The sequence below is a fragment of the Variovorax sp. W2I14 genome, from assembly GCF_050435205.1.
In the GTDB taxonomy this organism is placed as follows: Bacteria; Pseudomonadota; Gammaproteobacteria; order Burkholderiales; family Burkholderiaceae_C; genus Variovorax; species Variovorax paradoxus_C.
The window spans coordinates 4,649,632-4,670,129 of sequence record NZ_JBNDJX010000001.1 but is presented as its reverse complement, the minus strand read 5'-3'; the positions used below and the strand labels follow the sequence as shown (position 1 = coordinate 4,670,129).

The window sequence follows — 20,498 nt, the reverse complement described above, 5'->3', positions numbered from 1 at the left end:
AGCCGACCTCCACCCCGTTCGCCCTGAGCTTGTCGAAGGGCTGGGCATGGCGCGCAAGGCTTCGACAAGCTCAGCCCGAACGGCTGCTATCACCCAAGTGGCTGTTGCCGCATAGACGGCCCTGAGGTAAACCCATGAGCACACCTCCCGACCCCTTTGCCGCCTTCGAGTCGGAGCGCACGGTCATCAAGCCCAAGCCGCGCACGCCGGCCGGCACGCCGCCGGCCGCGGCGCCCGCGCCGTTCTTCGGCGGCGCCGATCCGACGCCGGCCGTGGAGGTCGGCGAGATCGGGCTGCTCAATCCGCTGGTCTCCGCCGCGGGCAAGCTGCTGGTGCTGATCGGCAAGCTGCGCAACCTCGCGCAGCCGCCCAACGTGCCGGCGCTGCGCGCCTCCACCGCCGATGCGGTGAACCAGTTCGACGCCAGCGCGCGCCGCTCGGGCGTGAGCAACGAATCGGTGCTCGCCGCGCGCTACGTGCTGTGCACCGCGCTCGACGAGGCCGTGGCCAACACGCCGTGGGGCGTGCAGGCCGGCTGGAACAAGCAGAGCCTGCTGGTGCAGTTCCACAACGAGACTTGGGGCGGAGAAAAGGTGTTCCAGCTCCTGGCCAAGCTCGCGCAGGACGTGCCCACGCACCGCCAGTTGCTCGAGCTCATCTACAGCGTGCTCGCGCTCGGCTTCGAAGGCCGCTACCGCGTGGTCGACAACGGCCGCGCGCAACTCGACTCGGTGCGCCAGCGCCTGGCCGACCTGATCGCCAAGGACCGTCCGGCCGTCGAGCCCGAGCTCTCGCCGCACTGGCGCGGCCAGGGCGCGGGCACGGTGCGGCTGCGCGAATCGCTGCCGCTGTGGGTGTTCGCGGCGGGCTTCGCTTTCCTGCTCGCGCTCGCGTGGGTGGGCATGCAGATCATGCTCAACCAGCGCTCCGACACCACCTACGCCGCGGTGTCGGGCCTGCGCGTGCCCAACATCCAGATCGCGCCACCCGCACCACCGGCAAAAACGCCGCGCCTTGCGCGCTTTCTCGAACCTGAAGTGAAGCAGGGCCTGGTCACCGTGACCGACGAGGCCGACCGCAGCGTGGTGCGCCTGCGCGGCGATTCCTTCTTCGGCTCCGGCAGCGCCGAGCCGATGGCCGCGTCGCTCCCGGTGCTGCGCCGCATCGGGCAGGCGCTGGCCGAAGTGAAGGGCGATGTGCTCATCACCGGCCACTCCGACAACCAGCCGATCCGGTCGCTGCGCTATCCATCGAACTGGCACCTGTCTGCTGCGCGCGCCGATGCGGTGAAGGGCGCGCTCACCACGCTGGTCGACCCCGCGCGCATGCGCTCCGACGGCAAGGCCGACGCCGAGCCCGTGGCCGCCAACGACACGCCCGCCAACCGCGCGCGCAACCGGCGCGTGGACATCGTGCTGCTGACCGAGCCCGAGCGCGTCGCTTCTTCCGCCGCGTCGGTCGCACCGGCCCCGGCTGCTGCTCCCGTTCCAGGAGCGACGAAATGATCAAGAAAATCTTCGGCTTCCTGTTCAGCCCGCTGCTGCTGACGCTGCTCGCGCTCATCGTCGTCGGACTCTTGATCTGGTGGATCGGCCCGCTGGTGAAGATCGGTTCGCTCGCGCCGCTCGAAAGCGAGTTGGCGCGCTGGCTGCTGATCGGCGCCATCGTGCTCATCGTGGTGCTGCGCATGGCGTGGCGGCGCTGGCGCGCGCGCCGTGCGAGCCAGCACCTGACCGACGGCCTCATGAAGGCGCCGACCGCCAAGACCGACGCACCGGTCAACGGCGAACAGAAGATCCTGGACACGCGCTTCAGCGAAGCCGTCGCCACCTTGAAGCAGATGCGCCTGCACGCCGCCGGAAAGAAGCCGGGCTGGCGCGACTGGATGTCGATCTCGGGCGGCAGTTATCTGTACGACCTGCCGTGGTACGTCTTCATCGGCGCACCGGGCGCGGGCAAGACGACGGCGCTCGTGAACTCGGGCCTCTCGTTCCCGCTCGCCGAGAAGTTCGGCCCCGGCGCGATCCGCGGCGTGGGCGGCACGCGCAACTGCGACTGGTGGTTCACCGACGAGGCGGTGCTCATCGACACCGCCGGCCGCTACACCACGCAGGACAGCCATCAGACCGAGGACAAGAACGCATGGGAAGGTTTTCTCGGCCTGCTCAAGAAGGCGCGGCCGCGCCGGCCGCTGAACGGCGTGTTCCTCACCGTGAGCGTGGCCGACCTGCTGAGCCAGGGCCCCGAGCAGCGCACGCAACTCGCCGCATCGATTCGCGCGCGTTTGCTCGAACTCGACAGCAAGCTCACCACGCGCCTGCCGGTCTATGTGCTCGTCACCAAGAGCGATTTGCTCTACGGCTTCACCGACTACTTCGACGACCTCGGCAAGGAGCAGCGCGCGCAGGTCTTTGGCTTCACGCTGCCGGCCGACGAGAACGTGCAGACCGAAGAGAAGGGCCTCTCCACCGCCTTCCACCGCGAGTTCGCGCTGCTGCACAACCGCGTGAACGACGGCCTCATTCCGCGCATGCAGCGCGAGACCGACGGCGGGCGCCGCGCGGCGATCTTCGGTTTCCCGGCGCAGTTCGGCTCCATCGGCTCGCTGCTGTCGGACCTGCTCGACCAGGTGTTCACCGGCTCGCGCTTCGCGCAGCCGCCGTGGGTGCGCGGCGTGTACTTCACCAGCGGCACGCAGGAAGGCAGCCCCATCGATCGCGTGATGGGCAGCCTGTCGCGCAGCTTCGGCATCGAGCGCGCGATGCTCGCGCCGCAGAAGTCGAGCGGCCGCAGTTACTTCCTCACATCGCTGCTGCGCGACGTGGTGTTCCCCGAGCAGCGCCTCGCGGGCGCCGACGTGAAGCTGGAGCGCCGCCGCCATCTGATGCGCATGACGGGCGTGGCTGCGATGACGCTGGTCACCGTCGGCCTCATCGCCGGCTGGGGCTACAGCACCTGGCAGAACACGAACTACCTGAAGTCGGTCGAGGCGCGCGCCGTGCCCGCGCAGAAGAGCCTGGCCAACCTGCCGGTGCAGTTGCAGAACCTGGTCGAAGTCGCGCCCGTGATGCAGGGCATACGCGACATCTGGAAGACGCCCGAGAACCGCCAGGGCGACGAGCCGCTCAGCATGACGCTGGGCCTCTACCAGGGCGACAAGCTCGATGCCGCCGCGCGGCTCGCGCACCAGCGCGCGCTCAATGACGTGTTCTTGCCGCAGATCGCCAAGCGCATCGAGGACCAGCTGCGCACCGCGCAGAAGGACAACCTCGAGTACACGTACGAAGCGCTCAAGAGTTACTTGATGCTCTACCAGCCCGAGCACTTCGACCCCGAGGCGCTGAAGGCCTGGATCACGCTCGACTGGGCGCGCAGCCTGGACCGCGGCATTCCCGAAGAGCAGCGCATGGCGCTCGAAGAGCAGCTCGACGTGCTCATCGCCCAAGGCCCGCCACGCTCGCCGCTCAAGATGGACGAGAACCTCGTGCGCAGCGTGCGCGCCGTGCTCGCGAGCTATCCGCTGGAGCAGCGCGTGTTCAGCCGCCTGAAGCGCCAGCGCGCGACCAAGGACATTCCGGGCTTCAGCGTGGCGACGGCCGCCGGCCCCTCGGCGCCGCTCGTGTTCGAGCGCATCAGCGGCAAGCCGCTGACCGAAGGCGTGCCGGGCATGTTCACCTACGACGGTTATCACAAGCGCTTTCAGAACGAAGTGACGGTGCTCACCGGCCTGCTCGCCGCCGAAGACCCATGGGTGCTCGGCCAGGACAAGGGCGCCGCCGACCGCCTGCGCGACGTGGCCGCGCTCGGCGCGCTGACCGACCGCGTGCGCCGCCTGTACCTCGCCGAATACGTGAAGCAATGGGAAGCGCTGCTCGGCGATGTGCGGCTGATTCGCGCCACGGGTCTCGACAAGAACATCGAGGCCGCGCGCATCCTCTCGGGCGTGAGCTCGCCGCTCGCGAACTTCCTGCGCGCCGTGGTGAAGGAGACCACGCTGATCCCCGCCGATCAACCGAAGGACGTGGTGAGCAAGGCCACCGCCACCGTCGCCAGCACCCGCAAGGGCCTGGAGGACCTGTTCGGCGGCGACCCCAACAAGCCGGTCGCGACCGGCAAGCGCATCGAGAGCATCGTGGACGACCGCTTCGAGCCGCTGCGCCGCCTGGTCACCGCCGCGGCGCCCGGCCAGCCCGCGCCGATCGACGATGCCTTGAAGCTCTTCAACGAGGTGTACGTGTACCTCAACGCCGTCGACACGGCCGTGAAGGGCCGCACCTCGCCGCCGCCCGGCGACGTGGCCGGCAAGCTCAAGGCCGATGCCGGCCGCCTTCCCGAGCCGGTGCGTTCGATGGTCGAGAACCTGAGCCAGTCGGGCGCTGCACAGGCGCAGGTGGCCGAGCGCGGCAACCTGAGCCAGGACCTGCGCCCCGTGACCGAGTTCTGCGCGCGTGCCATCGCGGGCCGCTATCCGTTCTCGCCCACCAGCAAGCGCGACGTGCTGCCCGAGGACTTCGGCCAGATGTTCGGCGCCGGTGGCCTGATGGACGACTTCTTCCAGAAGCGGCTCGCTGCATTGGTCGACACCAGCACGCGGCCGTGGCGCTACAAGCCTGTGGCTGAGCGCGGCGCGATCACCACGCAGGCGCTTGCGCAGTTCGAGCGTGCCGCGCGCATCAAGGACATCTTCTTCCGCGCGGGTGGCCGCGGGCCTTCGATGCGGTTGGATTTCAAGCCGGTGGAGATGGATGCGGGCATCACGCAGTTCATCCTCGATGTCGATGGGCAGCTGGTGAAGTACGCGCATGGTCCCGTGGTGCCGATGGCGGTGCAGTGGCCGGGGCCGAAGGGCAGCAACCAGGTGCGCATCCAGGTGAGTCCGCCGTCGACGACTGGCAGTTCGGGCTCGGCGGTCGATGGGCCGTGGGCGCTGTTCCGGGCGCTGGACGATGGGCAGCTTGAAGCCGGTGATGCGCCTGAGAAATTTTTTATCACCTTCCAGATCGGTGCGCGCAAGACGCGGTTCGAGGTGACGACGAACAGCGTGCAGCATCCGATTCGCTTGCGTGAGCTGCGGGAGTTTTCTTGTCCGGAGGGGTTGTGAGTTTGGCCACTTCTTCCTCTTCTTCATCATCTCTCTTTGCCTCGACTGAATTGCCTGGGTGGTTTGGCAAGTTGCCGGGGATGGGGGACTTTGCGCATCGGCGGTTGCCGGAGTCGTTTCGCACGGTGTGGGATCAGTGGTTGCAGCGGGGGCTTGCCCGGCTGCGGGATCGGCATGCGGACTGGACAGCGCATTACCTTGAAGCGCCGATCTGGTGTTTTGCGCTCGGGCCGCAGGTGGCCGGCGAGCGCGCGTGGATCGGGGTGTTGATGCCTTCTGTCGATGGCGTGGGACGGTACTTTCCATTCACCCTTGCTGTTGAACTGGCTGGCGATGTGTCGGATGCGCTTCAGGGTGAGGCGCTGGTTGCTGCGCTGCAGTGGTGGGCTTTGGGGACTCAGGCTGCGCTTGAGGGACTGGACGGGGATCTCGATGCGCTGAGATTCGATGCCGTGCTTGGACGGCTGTTCGTGGCTGCTGCTGCCGGTTCTGTCGATGGCGTCGAGTCGTTGGAAATGCCTGCGGCGGGGGCTTCTTTATGGTTAGGTGATCCGGCTGTTGAGGGTGGGGTTCGGATGCTTGCGACTGGGCTGCCTCGCGATGCGCAGTTCGAAGCCTTGTTCCTCGGGGGTGGGGAATGAATTCCTTGCTTCCTTTTACTTTCCGAGGCCGGGTCTCGCCCCGGCAGGCGACCTACTTTTCTTTGCTTCGCCAAAGAAAGGTAGGCAAAAGAAAGGCGACCCTGCTGTCTGCGACCCTCCGCTGCGCTACGGGCAACCTGCGGTGCTCGCGGTTCGCGGGGTCTCGCAGAACTCGCTTCGCTCAAACAGCTGCGAGCCCTGATCCGCGAAACGCTGCGCTCCTCGGCGCATACAGAAGGGCTTGGGGGACCAGCAGGCCATCGCTTTGCTCGGCTTGCAGTCGGGCCATTGCTTCGCTCGGCCACCGTGCCCCCACCCCGGTCCTCACTCGGGAGGGGAGGGAGAAATGCAAGACATGCGACGCCGGGCCTGATGCATTGCTCCTTCCCCTCCCGGGGGAAGGCTGGGATGGGGGCACGACGGCGCTCGCTACACAGGAGCGCCTCAACGAGCGCCGCGCGCCCCCACCCCAACCCTCCCCCGGAAGGGGAGGGAGCCAATCCAAGCCGAGCGAAGCAAAGGCCTGTGAGGTGTTGAGCCGAGCGCAGCGATGGCGCGTCGGTCCCCAAAGCCCTTCTGTATGCGCCGAGGAGCGGAGCGTTTCGCGGATCAGGGCTCGCCCTTGTTTGAGCGCAGCGAGTTTGGGCGAGACCCCGCGAAACGCGAGCACCGCAGGTTGCCCGAAGCGAAGCGCAGGGTCGCCTTTTCTTTGCTTACGTTCTTTTGGCGAAGCAAAAGAAAGTAAGTCGCCCGCCGGGGCGAGACCCGGCCTCCGCCCCTCGCAGGGGAAGCAAAGCGTTCAAACATCAGGAGCAGGTCAATGACCGACTCCCCAGAAACCCCCACACCGGAAGACGACCGCACAAGGGTCATCTCCAGGCCAACGCCGCAGCAGACAACAGGCACCGGCGACACCGCCGCAACCGTCATCAGCGCCGGTGTGACAAGCCTCTCCAACGTCCCGGTAACAACCCCCGCATCAGCAACCCATGAAGCCGGCCTCCTCCCCGTAGGCAGCCGCCTCGCAGAATTCGAAATCACCCGAGTCATAGGCCAAGGCGGCTTCGGCGTCGTCTACGAAGCCTGGGACCACGACCTCGAACGCGTCGTCGCCATCAAGGAGTACCTCCCGACGTCTCTCTCGACCAGGCAGAACGACGGCACCGTCGTCCCCCTCTCCGAGAGACACAGAGAAACCTTCGACCTCGGCATGCGCAGCTTCATCAACGAAGCCCGTCTCCTCGCCCAGTTCGACCACCCGTCGCTGCTGAAGGTCTACAGGTTCTGGCAGGAGCGCGGCACCACCTACATGGTGATGCCCTTCTACCGGGGCGACACGCTCCGGGAAGCATTGGTCGCCATCCCCGCGGGCGTCGACGAGTCATGGCTCATCCGCATCATGGATGGCGTGACCCAGGCGCTCGGCGTGATGCACAACGCCAACTGCTACCACCGCGACATCGCGCCCGACAACATCATCCTGCTCGAAGGCTCGGGCCGCCCGGTGGTGCTCGACTTCGGCGCCGCGCGCCGCGTGATCACCGACAAGACCCAGGCGATCACCGTCATCCTGAAACCCGGCTACGCGCCCATCGAGCAGTACGCCGAGATGCCCGACATGTCGCAAGGCGCATGGACCGATGTCTACGCCCTCGCGGCCGTGATGCACGTGGCTGTGTGCGGCCGCGCGCCGCCGCCTTCGGTGGCGCGGCTCCTGTCCGACAGCTACGTGCCGCTCGCGGGCAACGACATCCTTCGCCAGCGCTACAGCTTGAAGCTGTTGCAGGCGATCGATGCGGGCCTGGGCGTGCGGCCCGAGCAGCGGCCGCAGTCGATGGCTGACCTGCGCGCGGCGCTCGACCTGGAAGTCGGCCACAGCATCGCGCCGACGCCGCGCACGCAGCCGCCCTCGGGCGCGCGCACGGGTGGCGGGAATAACAACACGGGCTCGAACGCGAATGCCGCCACGGTGATCGCCGGCAAGAAGGCGCCACCGCCACCGGCGCCCGCACCCGGTAGCGGCAGCGGCAACAGCGGCGCGGGCAAGGGCAAGGCCGTTGCCGCCATCGCCTCGATCGCCGTCGTTGCCGCCGTCGCGGGCGGCGGCTGGTGGTGGTACCAGGGCCGCGCGGGCGGAACCGACAAGCAGGACGTCGCCATCGCCACGCCGCCACCGCCGCTGGAGAACGTGACGAAGCCGGACCCTCCGCCGCCTCCGCCACCACCCCCGCCGCCTCCGGCAGCACCGCGCACGCCGCTCGAATCGCTGCAGTCGCTCGCGGCCGGCGCCGCGCCGGGCTTCGAGGTCACGGCCACGGCGAAGAAGCCCGAGGTCAACATCGGCAAGGACAAGCTCGCCTTCGAGGTTCGCAGCAAGCGCGACGGCTTCGTCTACGTGTTTCTCCTGTCCAGCGGCGGCGAGATGTTCCTCTTGTTTCCGAACCTGCTGGACAAGTACAACAAGATCAACGCCAACAGCGCGCTCGCGCTGCCGCGCGCCTCATGGCCGATGGACGCCGGCGGCCCCGCCGGCACGAACCAGTTCGCGGTGCTCGTCAGCGAGCACGAACGCGACTTCAGTGCTTCCGGCGTGCAGAACGACGGCGTGTTTCCGCAGTTCCCGCTGCCGGTGCTCTCGGCGCTCGAAGCCACGCGCGGCACCGGCCCGTCGCCGCTGCTGGGCAAGCCGACCTGCGCGCCCGGCGCCCCGTGCAACGACGTCTATGGCGTCGCGAATTTCAAAATCGTCGAGAAGTAATCGTCTGTAGACGTTGGCCCATCGGCTCGATGGCCGCTTTTTTCGGACAAGGAGACTTTCATGCATACCTCACAGTCGCCACGCTTCACCTCCACGCTGCTTCGCTGGGCCGCGTTCGCGGCCGTCGCATCGCTGGCGGGCTGCGTCAACCCGCCGCCAGCCGCCACCACCACCGACACGACGGCCGCCACCGACACGTCGTCGACCAGCTCGCGCCCGGCCTCGACCGGCGCAAGCGTGGCCGGCCAGGCGCGCACCTTCTCGACGCAACTCGCCACCTACACCGCGGTGAGCTTCGATGCGATGCCGGGCTGGTCGCGCGACGACTTCTCCGAGACCTGGCCCGCGTTCCTCGGCAGCTGCAAGGTGCTCACAGGCCGCGGCGCCGAGTGGAAAGAGGTGTGCGACCGCGCCGGCAAGGTCGACGGCAAGAACCGCAACGCCATCCGCGGCTTCTTCGAGAGCGAGTTCTCGGCCTACCAGATCCGCGACGACGACCGCAAGCCCGATGGCGTGGTCACCGGCTACTTCGAGCCCGAGATCGCGGGCAGCCGCACCTACGGCGCGCCGTTCATCTACCCCGTGTACGGCCAGCCGGAAGACATGCTGTTCGCCGATGCGCGGAAGCTTCCGGCCGGCAGCGGCACGGTGGCCGCGAAGGTCGAGGGCCGCAACGTGGTCGTGCAGACGGGCCTCAGCACGCGCGACATGGGCGCGCCCGGCCTTTACGCGCTGGACCTCTCGGCGATCACCCGCGACACGCTCGACCGCAAGGTGCGCATGCGCATCGAGGGCAAGCAACTGCTGCCGTACTACACGCGCGAAGAGATCGAGACCAAGGGCGCACCCAACGCCAAGGTGCTGGCCTTCGTGAGCAGCGCCACCGCGCTCTACGAGATGCAGATCCAGGGTTCGGGCCGCATCAAGCTGGCCAATGGCGACACGATTCGCGTGGCCTATGCCGAGCAGAACGGCCAGCCGTTCCGTCCCACCATCGCGCAGGCCGCCAACGGCAAGCCGCGCAGCGCGGTGAAGGTGCGCGGCTCGTCGATCGAGCTGCAACTCGATGACGGCGACGACGACGATGTCGGCGGCGTCGACAGCAGCGTCATCCGCACGCGCGGCTTCACGCTCGCACGGCCCACCGCCAGCGGCGCGGTCGTGGTGCCGGGGCGCCGCACGGCCGGCGCGGTCACGGGCTCGGGCATCAAGGACCCGAGCTACGTGTTCTTCAAGGAATCGACCTCGCCCGCGGGCGGACCGGTCGGCGCCTTCGGCGTACCGCTGTCGGCGGGGCGCTCCATTGCGGTCGATCCGCGCAGCACGCCGCTCGGCTATCCGGTGTTCGTCTCGACGCGCACGCCCGGCAGCGGCGCGCCGATGCAGCGCCTGACCATCGCGCAGGACACCGGCGGCGCGATCCGCGGTGCGGTGCGCGCCGACTATTTCTTCGGCAACGGCCAGGCCGCCGCGACCAACGCGCGCCGCATGAAGGAGCGCGGCCAGCTCTGGATTCTTCTGCCGCGCGGCCTCGCCGTGGCACAGGCGGCGGTGTCGTCGGCGATCCGCACGCGCGGCGCCGCGGTAGGCGCGGGCTTGCCGCAGTGCCTGGTGCCGACCGAAGGCCAGTGCGTGGATGACTGACCGCGATTGACCCACGTGCCATGCAGGAAACACTGTCGTCCGCGGAAAGCACTGAACTCGTCCGCCTCTGGCGGCGGCGGCAGACGCTGTCCTCGAACGACATGGGCACCATGTACCGCATCGTTGGCGATGCGCTCGTGGCCTGCAATCCGCCCGAGCTGCAGATCCTGGGCGAAGGGCGGCAGGAACTGGTGGCGCAGTTCATCTATGTGAAGGTGCTGCGGCTCGACGCCGACCCGGACGAGGCCGACGAGCGTGCGAGCCACAGCGCGCCCTCGACCGCCTTCGCGCTCTGCGCGTACTTCCGGCGCTACCTGATCGACTGCACGCGGGCGAGCTCTTTCCGCCGCAAGCTCTCCATTGGCGACCAGATCACCGAGGCGCAACTCGAAGACGAGATCGGTGCCGGCGACGACCTCGACGGCTGCCTCGCCGAACACGGGTTGAGTGCACAGGCGGTGCAACTGGCCGCGCGCGCCTTTATCGCGGAACTGCCCGAGCCCGAGCGCATCCTGCTGTGCGAGGGCTTCGGCAAGGAAGCGGAGGGCGGGCTTTCGGGCATCGCCTCGCGCCACGCGATTGCCTCGTACCACTACCGCGCGGGGCGGCTGGGCCTCGTGCACAAGCGCGAGGGCCTCACCGCCGACTACGCCAAGACCCGGCTGGGCGGCTGGATCCAGCAGACCCTGGGCATCGCCATCGAGACGGAAAACATGGCGGCGATCCTGCAGGTTTTCAAAATCCTCGGTGCTGAAGCGTCTTATGCCTGAAGACATAGCCATTCAGGAACAGACCGCCATGAACACCGAACTCTGGCCCCCGCTCAGCGTGATCCGCAACGCGTTCGAAACCGGCCACGCCGCCGTGCCCGATGCGGCTGTTGCTGCAGCCGCTGGCGTGGCCACGGTGGCCATGCCGGGCAGCACGCCGCACGCCGCGTCGCGGGCCGCATCCGCAGCCACGCCCGCGCTGCAGGACCTGCTGCTCCCTCTCACCGAATTGGCCCGGCGCCGCGAGGCTGTCGCCCAGCGCGGCTTTACCGCACGCTGGGCGCCGGGCCGCCTCTTGAGCGTGCTGCACGAAGGGCGGCTGCTCGGCGTGCTGCTGGACCGCTGCATCCACGGCGATCTCTGGCAGGGCTGGATGGCCGCGGGCGAGGCCGATTGGGCTTCTGCCTTCGACGTGCTGCTCGAACCAGACGACGAGCCCTTCGAGCCGGCCTTCGGCCTCATCCAGGCCTGGAACGTGCTCACGCTCGAGCCCAGCCCGCAACTGTGCGCGCGCGTGCTCGGCGAGGTCTCGGCCACTCGGCTCGCGGCGATCCGCGCGGTGCACGACGAGTGGGCCGCGCAGAAGGTGCTGCCCATCGCGCCCGAGCCCGGCCACATCGCGCTGCGCACCGTGGGCGGCGTGTTCTCGGTGCTCTCGGGCACGCCGCTCGGCGCGCGCGACCCGCGCGCCGACTACCAGGCGCTGTACCGCACGGTCGGTCTGCAACTGGGCTCGGCGCTGACGCCATCGGCCAAGGCTGCACCGGCCGCGCCTGTTCCCCCGCGCGCCCGGCCGCAGGAACGGCCCGAGGGTGGCTGGTGGGGCAGCATCCGCCGCTGGTTCGGCGCCGATGGATGGATGCGCCCGGCGTTCGCGGTGCTCGCGCTGTGCGTGGTGGTGCAGAACGTGGGACTGCTCGGCGGGCGTGGATCGGAAGAGGACGAGGTGCGCTTTCGCAACGTGCCCACCGCGCCGGCTATGACGCAGGCCAATCTGGTCGTGCGCTGGAAAGATGGCGTGCGCGTGGACGAGGCCGACCGCCTGCTGCGCACGATGTCGGCTGAAGTGGTCGGCGGGCCGGGCACGAACGGCGTCTGGCGTTTGCGCGTGGATGATCCGGTCGGCGGGCTGTCGATGCTCGCGGCGTCGCCGCTGGTCGAATCGGCCGGGCCGGTTTCGGAGCGGCCATGAGTCGCGCCGTGCCGCTGTCTTTCTCCCTCCCCTTCCGGGGGAGGGCGGGGGTGGGGGCACGCGGCGTATCCATCGGGCGCTCTGCCTGCCCCCATCCCAGCCTTCCCCCAGAGGGGGAAGGAGCAATACGGGCGCTTTGCTTGCGGCTGTTGTTGTCGTTCGCGCTGCTCGTCTCCGGCGGCACCGCCTCTGCCACGCAACGCGCCCTGCTCGTCGGCGTCTCCGAACTCGTCAACCAGCCGCAGGCCCTGTGGCTGCAGGCACCGCGCAACGACGTGATGCTCATGCGCGATGCGCTGCTCAAGCAAGGCTTCGCGCCCGCCGACATCACCGTGCTCGCCGACGGCGTGAGCGGCTCGGTGCTGCCCGAATCGCAAGCCATCCACGAAGCCCTCGGCCGCCTGCTCGCACAATCGAAGAGCGGCGATTTCGTGCTGCTCTACTTCTCCGGCCACGGCACCCGCCTGCGCGACAGCAACAAGCGCTACCAGGAGCCAGACGGCCTTTCCGAGAACTTCCTCGCGCGCGATGTGCGCGGCACGCTCGGCGCCGACAGCGCCCTGACCGGCGATCTGCGCGATGCCGACTTCGACGCCTGGATCCAGGCCTTTCTCGCGCGCAACGTGTTCGTTGCTTCCGTCTTCGACACCTGCTCGGCGAACTCGATGACGCGCAGCACGAGCGATGCACCGGCCATCGCGGATGGCCCGCCGGGCGACGAGGTGCGCTGGCGGGGCCTGCGCACCGCGCAACTGATCGGCGCGCCCGGCGCCGCGGCGCGCGTCGCCATGACGCGCCCCATCGTCACCGACCCGGTGCCGCGCGCCCGCTACGTCGCGCTCTTCGCTTCGGAGAGCCACCAGATCACGCCCGAGCTGCGCCTGCCGCGCAAGAACCGCAACGCGCGCCCGCAGGGCCTCTTGACCTGGGCCGTGGTGGAGGCGCTCTCGCGCAAGCCCGCCACCTGGCGCGATCTGTTCGATGGCGTGCTGGCCGTCTATCCGCCGGTGATCGACGAACTCGCGCAACGCTTCCCAACGCGCGAACTGCCGTCGCCGGTCGCCGAAGGCAACCTCGACGCGCCGATCTTCGCCAATCGCGCGCAGGCCGTGACGACGCGCCCCGTCTGGCGCGCGCAGCGCTCGGGCGACACGCTCACGCTGCAGGCCGGCCAGCTCGATGGCCTGGTGGTGCAGCAGCCGCTGCGCGTGCTGGCCACGATGGACGACGGCACCGTGCGCAGCGCCGAAGGCACGCTCGCGCAGGCCTTCAACGACAAGGCGCGCATGGCGGTGCCGCCCGCGCTGCGCGAACTGCCCGGCGCCGCGCTCTGGAACATCACCCCGCTCGGCGAACCGGCCGCCGTCGCGCTGCGCGTGCGCGCGGAGCAGGGCTTGCCGCCCGGGCTCAGCCTTGAATACCCCGCGTCCGTCGTCGCAGTGAACGAAGTGGATGGCGCCGATGCGCGCTGGTCCGCCGGCCGGCTCGAAGTGCTCTCGCCGATGCTCGGCGCCGGCGCGAAACCCGCACCGGCCGATGCCGCCGCCGCGCGCCGGCGCCTCGAAGTGCTGGCCCGCCTCAAGTGGCTCAACCAGCTCTACACCATCGCGAGGGACGCGCAGTTCGACGGCTTCGATGCGGTGTTCGAAGTCTGGAGCGGCGACCGGCTCGTGCGCAGCGGCTCCGCGCAGCAGGTCGACGCGAAGCTGCTGCCGTTGCGCAGCGGCGAGCGCGCCGTGCTCAATGTGCGCAACACCAGCGCGCGCTCGGTGGACCTCGTCATCGTCGGCATCGATCCGCAGGGCGGTGCGCGGCAGGTCTACCCCGAGGACCCGGGCGAGACCAACCGCTTCAAGCGCGGCACGCGCGAGGCGCCCGCCACCAAGCGCTTCGAGCTGCCCTGGTTCAACGCCGAAGGCGGCCGGCTGCTGGTGCTGGCCACGCCCGCGGCGCCCTACAGCGCGCCGCGCCTGTTCGGCACGGGCGCGGGCGATGCGGTCGCCGAAGTGCGGGTGCGCGGCGCGCTGCAACCCGAGAGCGAGCGGCAGACCTTCGCCGCGATGGTTCATTGGGCGGACGAAGTTTCGACCGCCAAGTAACGACGGCACACCGCCGACCTGTCACCGAATTTTTCTCAGGAGATCGACATGAGCTGGACCTACGATGGAAAACTGGACCCCGACGAGGCCCTGCGCCTGCTCGACTACCTGTCGGGCGAATCGGGCAACGACTTCTCGATGATGATCGAGAGCAAGGGCTCGCCGATCGAGGGCGAGTCGGTGCGCACCTACGAAGACGGCAAGCAGCGCATGGACATCGGCGGCTACTCGTACAAGTCCGACGTGGTCATCCCGCCCGGCTCCAGCAAGGGCAAGCTGCGCAACTACTCCTTCATCGTGATCCGCGACTGCGATGCGGCCACGGCCTCCATCGCGAGCCTGCTCAAGAGCCAGGACGCGGACCTCAAGGTGACGGTGTCGGTCTTCAAGGCCGGCGGCGACAGCTCGAAGGACCTGCAGTCGCACCTGGAATTCGTGCTCGAAGGCGCGCGCGTGAACTGCCACGCCATCGTGACCGGCGGCACGCCCAAGCGGCCCTGCGACATCATCTTCTTCGACTACACGAAGCTGGAGATCCGCTCGGCGCCGCAGCAGAAGACTGGCGCGCGCGGGGCCGTGCGCACCTGCATCTTCACGGGGAACTGACATGGCCACCACCTCCGCCGAACTCATCAAGTCCGCCGACCCGGTGGCCGCGCTCAAGGCGTTGAGCGACGAGGTGCGCGCCAAGCCCTCCGACAGCAAGCACCGCGTCTTCATGGCGCAGCTGCTCTGCGTGCTGGGGCAGTGGGAGCGCGCGCTCAACCAGCTCACCGTCGCGGCCGAGCTCGATGCGCTCGCCGTCCCGATGAAGCAGGTGTATGGCGATGCCGTGCGCTGCGAGGGCCTGCGCGCCGAGGTGTTCGCCGGCACGCGCACGCCGATGATCTTCGGCCAGCCCGACGAATGGCTGGCGCTGCTCATCGAGTCGCTGCTGCGGCAGGGGCGCGGTGAGTCCGAACTGGCCGAGGACCTTCGCCAGCGCGCCTTCGACGGCGCGCCCGCCATCGCGGGCACCATCGACGGCACGCCCTTTGAATGGCTGGCCGATGCCGACATGCGCCTCGGCCCGGTGCTCGAAGCCTTCGTCAACGGCAAGTACTACTGGATTCCGTATGCGCGGCTCGCGCACATCAAGATCGAGCCGCCCGAGGACCTGCGCGACTGCGTCTGGATGCCCGCGCACCTGCAGTTCGAGAACGGCGGCGAAACCTTGGCGCTCATTCCCACGCGCTACGAAGGCTCCGAGAAGAGCGAAGACGGCGAACTGCAGCTCGCGCGCAAGACCGAGTGGCGCGAACTGCGCCCCGAGGTGTGGGCCGGCACCGGCCAGCGCGTGCTCGGCAGCGATGCCGGCGAATACGCGTTGATGGATGTGCGCGAGATCCTCTTCAACCCGGTCGCTTCCGCCGAAGCAGAAGCAACACCCTCGCAGGAAGGCACCGAAAGCGGAGGCGGCTGAAATGGGCGATCTCACCGCCCAGGAGCGCCTGCAGCCCTCGCTGCTCGACCGCCTGGTCGACAACGCGCCGACCGAAAAACGCGAGGGCGACGAGAAGCGCACGCTCACCAAGCAGGCGCTGCGCGCGGCCGTGCTGCGCGACCTGAGCTGGCTTTTCAACGCCACGGGTTTCGGGCTTGCGATGGACGACAAGCAGTACCCGAATGCGGCGCGCTCCGTCATCAACTACGGATTGCCTATGCTGTCTGGCCAGTTCACCTCGTCGGTGCAGCGTGTCAGCATGGAACAGGCTTTGAAGAACGCAATCCTGCAGTTCGAGCCGCGCATTTTGTCCCGCACTCTCGAAGTGGAACTCGTCATGGAAGGCTCGGCAATGGACTCGCACAACAGCATCGGGCTGCAGATCCGCGGCATGCTGTGGGCGCAACCCGTGCCGCTCGAGTTCCTGATGCGAAGCCGAGTTGATTTGGAAGAAGGCCGCATAGAGATCGTGGACATGGCGCAAAACCCAAGGTAAGTCCTGACATGGACCCTCGGCTGCTGAACCTGTACGAACAGGAACTGCGCTACTTCCGTGAAAGCTCTTCGGAGTTCGCGCGCGCGTTTCCGAAGATCGCGCACCGGCTGGGCATCGAGGGCCAGGAGGTTGCCGATCCGTATGTCGAGCGGCTGATCGAGGCGACGGCATTCCTGTCGGCACGCGTCAACCTCAAGCTCGATGCCGAGTACCCGCGCTTCACGGGGCATCTGCTCGACATCGTCTATCCGAACTTTCTCGCACCGACGCCCGCGATGGCGGTGGTGTCCTTTGCGCCCGACCTCGACGATGCCAATCTCGCGACCGGCCCGAAGCTGCCGCGCGGCGCCGGCCTGCGTGCACGGCAGGCCGTGGGGCAGAACACGCACTGCGAATTCCGCACATCGAGTGCGCTGCGCATCTGGCCGATGGAGGTGCAGCGCGCGCAGTACTTCACCTACGCACCCGACCTGCCGCTGGCCACACACCCGCAATCGCGCGCCATCCGCGGCGGCCTGCGCATCGCGCTGCGCACGACGGCCGGGCTCAAGTTCAACCAGATTGCGCTAGATGACCTGGTGCTGCATCTGGGCGGTGCCGAAGACGTCGCGTGGCAGCTGCAGGAATGCGCGCTGGGCCAGCCGATCGGCGTGATGGTGCGGCCGCTGTCGCCCACGGGCGCATTGCAGGGCGCGGCGCAGAGCCTGCCGGCCAGCGCGATCCAGCCGGTCGGCTTCGAGGACGACGAGGCGCTGCTGCCGGTCACGGCCACGGGCTTCTCGGGCTTTCGTTTGCTGCAGGAGTACTTCGCGTTTCCGCAGCGCTTCCAGTTTTTGCGCATCGCCGGATTGCAGGCGCTGATTGCGACGATGCCGGTCACAGAGATCGAACTCGTGCTGCTGTTCTCGCGCGGCGATGCGGCACTCGAAAAACTGGTGACCGCCGAGAACGTGCAGCTGCACTGCGTGCCGGTGGTCAACCTGTTCAACAAGCGGCTCGATCGCGTGCCGCTCACCGAAGGCGTGAGCCAGTTCCACCTGGTGCCCGACCGCACGCGGCCGCAGGACTTCGAGGTGCACACCGTCACCGAGGTGATCGGCCACGGCGCGCCCGGTGCCGATGCCGCGGCGGCGGAGCAGCCGTTCCGGCCGTTCTACTCGGCCTTCCACGGCACGCGGCACAACCACCCCGCGTACTTCACGACCACGCGCGAGCCGCGCATGCTGTCGGTGCGGCAGCGCACCGAGGGGCATCGCAGCAGCCACATCGGCTCCGAGGTCTACATGCAGATCGTCGATCCGCAGCAGGCGCCGTACGCGGCCACGCTGCGGCAACTGGCGGTGACCGCGCTGTGCACCAACCGCGACCTGCCGCTCCTGATGCCGCTCGGCCGCGACAACGATTTCGATTGCGTCGACTCTTTCCCGGTGCAGCGCGTGCGCATGGTGCGCGGGCCTTCGCGGCCGGTGTCGCCGGTGGTGAGCCAGGGGCTGGGCTGGCGGGTGGTCGATCACCTCGCGCTCAACTACCTTTCGATTTCCGACAGCACGCCGGAGCAGGGCGCCGCGGCGCTGCGCGAAACGCTGATGCTCTACGCCACGCATGCCGACGAGATGCGCCAGGGCCAGGTGCGCGGGCTCCTGTCGGTGAAGAGCAAGCCGGTGGCGCGCCGCCTGCCGCTCAAGGGGCCGATCGCGTTCGGGCGCGGACTCGAAGTGACGCTGGAGGTCGACAAGGACGCGTTCCACGGCCACAGCGTGTTTCTCTTCGGCGCCGTGATGTCGCGCTTTCTCGCGCGCCATGTGGAGGTGAATCACTTCGTCGAGACCGTGCTGCGTGTGGCGGGCAAGGGCGAGACCATGCGATGGAGGCCGCTGTGCGGGACCCGGCAGATTCTGTAGCCACGCGCGTCGATAACGCGCTGCGCGGATGGTCGGCAGAGCCGTGGTCGTTCGATTACTTCGCGGTGATGCGCCGGCTCGAATCGGTGGCCGCGACCACGCCGCGCTGGGGCCGCGCCTTGCTGCCGAGCGCCGAGCCGGTGCGCGTGGGGCAGGAGCCTTCGCTCTCGTTCGCACCCGCGAGCTTCAGCCGCTTCGAGCCCGCGACCGCGTATTCGCCGCCGCGCCTGCGCCAGCACTTCTTCAGCTACGTCGGCCCCAACGGCCCGCTGCCGGTTCACCTGAGCGACTTCATCCGCGAGCGCAGCCTGAACCATGGCGACCCCACGTGGCTTGCGTTTCTCGACAGCTTCCTTCATCGCTTCTCGCTGCACTTCTACCGCGCGTGGGCGCAGGCGCGGCCGGCGGTGGCGCTCGACCGGCCGGGCGAAGACCGCTTCAGGCTGCAGGTCGGCGCGTTCGTCGGCATGGGCACGCCGGGGCGCATCGGGCGCGACGAGGTGCACGACGATGCGCGCCTGCATTTCTCGGGCTGGCTCGCGCGGCGCGTGCACAACGCGGAGAGCGTGGAGTCGGTGCTGCGCAGCTACTTCGGCGTGCCGGTGACGCTGGAGCGGTGGGTCGGCCACTGGATGCGTGTGCCATCCGACGAGGTCACGCGGCTCGGGCGCGGCGAGAGTTCGCGTTCGATGGGCATGGGCGCGATGCTCGGCACCCGCGCGTGGGACCGGCAGCACCGCGTGCGCCTGCACATGGGCCCGCTCACGCTGGACCAGTACCGCATGTTCCTGCCCATCGGCACCGCGCGGCCGGTGCTGCAGCGCTGGATGCAGCAACTGCTGGGCGACGAACTCGAATGGGACGCCGAGCTGGTGCTCGAGAAGGCCGAGGTGCCGGTCACGCGCCTCGGACAGAAGAACGGCAACGCGCCGCGCCTGGGCTGGGCCTCGTGGCTCGGCCAGCGCACGCGTGCGAAGGACGCGGCGGACGTGCGCATCGGCAACAGCTCGATGACCGTCCGGGCCGCTGCAGGAGCTGCCGCATGACCGCGACGACGCTCGGATATGCAGGCACGGCGGCGCACGCGACCGCGCTGATGCAAGCGGCGGACCTGACGAAAGCGGGGAACCTCGACGCGGCCGACGAACTGCTCGCCCGCATTCTGGAAGCGGCGCCCGACGATCCCGATGCCCTGCACTACCAGGGCTTGCTGCGCCATGCGCAGGGACGCGACGGCGAGAGCATCGCGTTGATCGGGCGGTCGCTCACGCTGCAACCCGCGCAAGGCGGCGCCTGGAACAACCTGGGCAATCTGCTGGTCGAGGCCGGCCGCGTCGGCGATGCGATGCGTGCCTATGAAAACAGCGTGTCCTTCGCCAGCGGCGACGAAGCTGCCGACGCGCTGAGCAATATCGCGATGCTCGAACGCGGCAAGGGCCACTGGCAGGCCGCCGAGCGCGCCAGCCGCAGTGCGATCGAACTGCGGCCGACGTCCAGCGAGGCCTGGTACAACCTGTCGATCGCGCTGATGGAGCAGGGGCGCATCGAGGAGAGCGTCATCGCCAACAGCCGTGCGGTGCTGCTGCAGCCGCGCAACATGAGCGCGCGCTCCAAGGTGATTCGCGCGCTGGAGCTGCTCCGCGAGAACGAGCAGGCCATCCGCATGTACCGGGAGTGGCTGGCCGAAGATCCAGGCAATCCCGTGGTCGCGCATCTGCTGGCCGCCTGCGAGGGGCATGCGCCCGCGCGCGCCAGCGACGGCTATGTGGAGACGTTGTTCGACAGCTACGCCGGCAGCTTCGACGCCAGCCTGGAGAAGCTGCACTACCGCGCACCCGAACTGGTGGCGCGCGCGGTGCGAGACATGTTCGGCCCACCCGCCGCGCGCATTGCCGTGGTCGATGCCGGCTGCGGCACCGGGCTCTGCGCTCCGCTGCTGCGGCCCTGGGCCTCGCACCTGGCCGGCTGCGACCTGTCGGTCGGCATGCTGCAGCGCGCGGAGCAGCGCGGCGGCTACGACGTGTTGCACAAGGCCGAACTCACCCACTACCTGCACACCCAGCCCGGCTGCTTCGACCTCGTGGCATCGGCCGACACGCTGTGCTATTTCGGCGACCTGCACGAAGTGCTGGCGGCCGCCGCGCGTGCGCTGCGCCCCGAAGGCGGCGTGGCGTTCACGGTCGAAGCCATGGACGGCGGACCGAACGACTTCAGGCTCGAAGGCAGCGGCCGCTACCGCCATGCGGCCGCGCATGTAGAGGCCTGTCTTGCGGCCGCCGGTTTCGACGCCATTCGCATCGAGCCGATCGTTCCGCGCCGCGAAGCGGGGCGGAACGTGCAGGGGTGGCTGGCCAGCGCAAGGCTTTTTGCGCCATGAAGCCGGGCACGGACCGCCGAACTTCAAATTGCCCGA

The 20,498-nt window shown here is 68.7% G+C and carries 14 protein-coding genes; all 14 read left to right on the top strand.

The genetic code is table 11. From position 1 onward, the window contains the following. Nucleotides 1-134: 134 nt before the first annotated feature. The 14 genes from QF040_RS21915 to QF040_RS21850 all read left to right on the top strand — a co-directional run bounded on the left by QF040_RS21915 (nucleotide 135) and on the right by QF040_RS21850 (nucleotide 20,462). The gene (locus QF040_RS21915) at nucleotides 135-1,505 is read left to right on the top strand and encodes a DotU family type VI secretion system protein (RefSeq protein WP_429612792.1); all 1,371 of its coding nucleotides are present in this window, start codon (nucleotides 135-137) and stop codon (nucleotides 1,503-1,505) included. After that, nucleotides 1,502-5,101 carry a type VI secretion system membrane subunit TssM gene (gene tssM / locus QF040_RS21910; RefSeq protein ID WP_429612791.1) on the top strand — a complete coding sequence of 1,200 codons (3,600 nt, stop codon included), beginning with the start codon at nucleotides 1,502-1,504 and terminating at the stop codon, nucleotides 5,099-5,101. Before QF040_RS21915 ends, tssM begins: the two co-directional genes overlap by 4 nt. After that, nucleotides 5,098-5,742 carry a type VI secretion system-associated protein TagF gene (tagF, locus tag QF040_RS21905; protein WP_429612790.1) on the top strand — a complete coding sequence of 215 codons (645 nt, stop codon included), beginning with the start codon at nucleotides 5,098-5,100 and terminating at the stop codon, nucleotides 5,740-5,742. The genes tssM and tagF overlap by 4 nt, the downstream gene beginning before the upstream one ends. Nucleotides 5,743-6,562: 820 nt before the next feature. After that, nucleotides 6,563-8,500, top strand: coding sequence for a protein kinase domain-containing protein (locus QF040_RS21900; protein ID WP_429612789.1), 1,938 nt, complete (start codon nucleotides 6,563-6,565; stop codon nucleotides 8,498-8,500). A gap of 60 nt (nucleotides 8,501-8,560) precedes the next feature. Next, nucleotides 8,561-10,144 (top strand): murein transglycosylase A, encoded by a 1,584-nt coding sequence (gene mltA, locus QF040_RS21895; RefSeq protein WP_429612788.1) that lies wholly within the window; start codon nucleotides 8,561-8,563, stop codon nucleotides 10,142-10,144. 20 nt (nucleotides 10,145-10,164) lie between these two features. Beyond that, nucleotides 10,165-10,914 carry a hypothetical protein gene (locus QF040_RS21890; protein ID WP_429612787.1) on the top strand — a complete coding sequence of 250 codons (750 nt, stop codon included), beginning with the start codon at nucleotides 10,165-10,167 and terminating at the stop codon, nucleotides 10,912-10,914. A gap of 28 nt (nucleotides 10,915-10,942) precedes the next feature. Continuing rightward, nucleotides 10,943-12,106: a hypothetical protein gene (locus tag QF040_RS21885; protein WP_429612786.1), complete on the top strand. Its 1,164-nt coding sequence runs from the start codon at nucleotides 10,943-10,945 to the stop codon at nucleotides 12,104-12,106. A gap of 140 nt (nucleotides 12,107-12,246) precedes the next feature. Continuing rightward, a complete protein-coding gene (locus QF040_RS21880) occupies nucleotides 12,247-14,205 on the top strand; it encodes a caspase family protein (RefSeq protein ID WP_429612785.1) in 1,959 nt (652 codons plus the stop codon). A 48-nt stretch (nucleotides 14,206-14,253) separates the two neighbouring features. Then, nucleotides 14,254-14,811 carry a hypothetical protein gene (locus QF040_RS21875; RefSeq protein WP_429612784.1) on the top strand — a complete coding sequence of 186 codons (558 nt, stop codon included), beginning with the start codon at nucleotides 14,254-14,256 and terminating at the stop codon, nucleotides 14,809-14,811. Nucleotide 14,812: 1 nt separating this feature from the next. Next, a complete protein-coding gene (locus QF040_RS21870) occupies nucleotides 14,813-15,667 on the top strand; it encodes a type VI secretion system accessory protein TagJ (protein WP_429612783.1) in 855 nt (284 codons plus the stop codon). A gap of 1 nt (nucleotide 15,668) precedes the next feature. Beyond that, complete coding sequence (tssE, locus tag QF040_RS21865; protein WP_429612782.1) at nucleotides 15,669-16,184, top strand: type VI secretion system baseplate subunit TssE; 516 nt, start codon at nucleotides 15,669-15,671, stop codon at nucleotides 16,182-16,184. Between the two features lie 8 nt (nucleotides 16,185-16,192). Continuing rightward, complete coding sequence (gene tssF, locus QF040_RS21860) at nucleotides 16,193-18,085, top strand: type VI secretion system baseplate subunit TssF (protein ID WP_429612781.1); 1,893 nt, start codon at nucleotides 16,193-16,195, stop codon at nucleotides 18,083-18,085. After that, nucleotides 18,049-19,131: a type VI secretion system baseplate subunit TssG gene (gene tssG / locus QF040_RS21855; RefSeq protein ID WP_429612780.1), complete on the top strand. Its 1,083-nt coding sequence runs from the start codon at nucleotides 18,049-18,051 to the stop codon at nucleotides 19,129-19,131. The genes tssF and tssG overlap by 37 nt, the downstream gene beginning before the upstream one ends. Then, nucleotides 19,128-20,462, top strand: a complete 1,335-nt coding sequence (locus QF040_RS21850) for a tetratricopeptide repeat protein (protein ID WP_429612779.1) — start codon at nucleotides 19,128-19,130, stop codon at nucleotides 20,460-20,462. Before tssG ends, QF040_RS21850 begins: the two co-directional genes overlap by 4 nt. The last annotated feature ends 36 nt before the right edge of the window (nucleotides 20,463-20,498 follow it).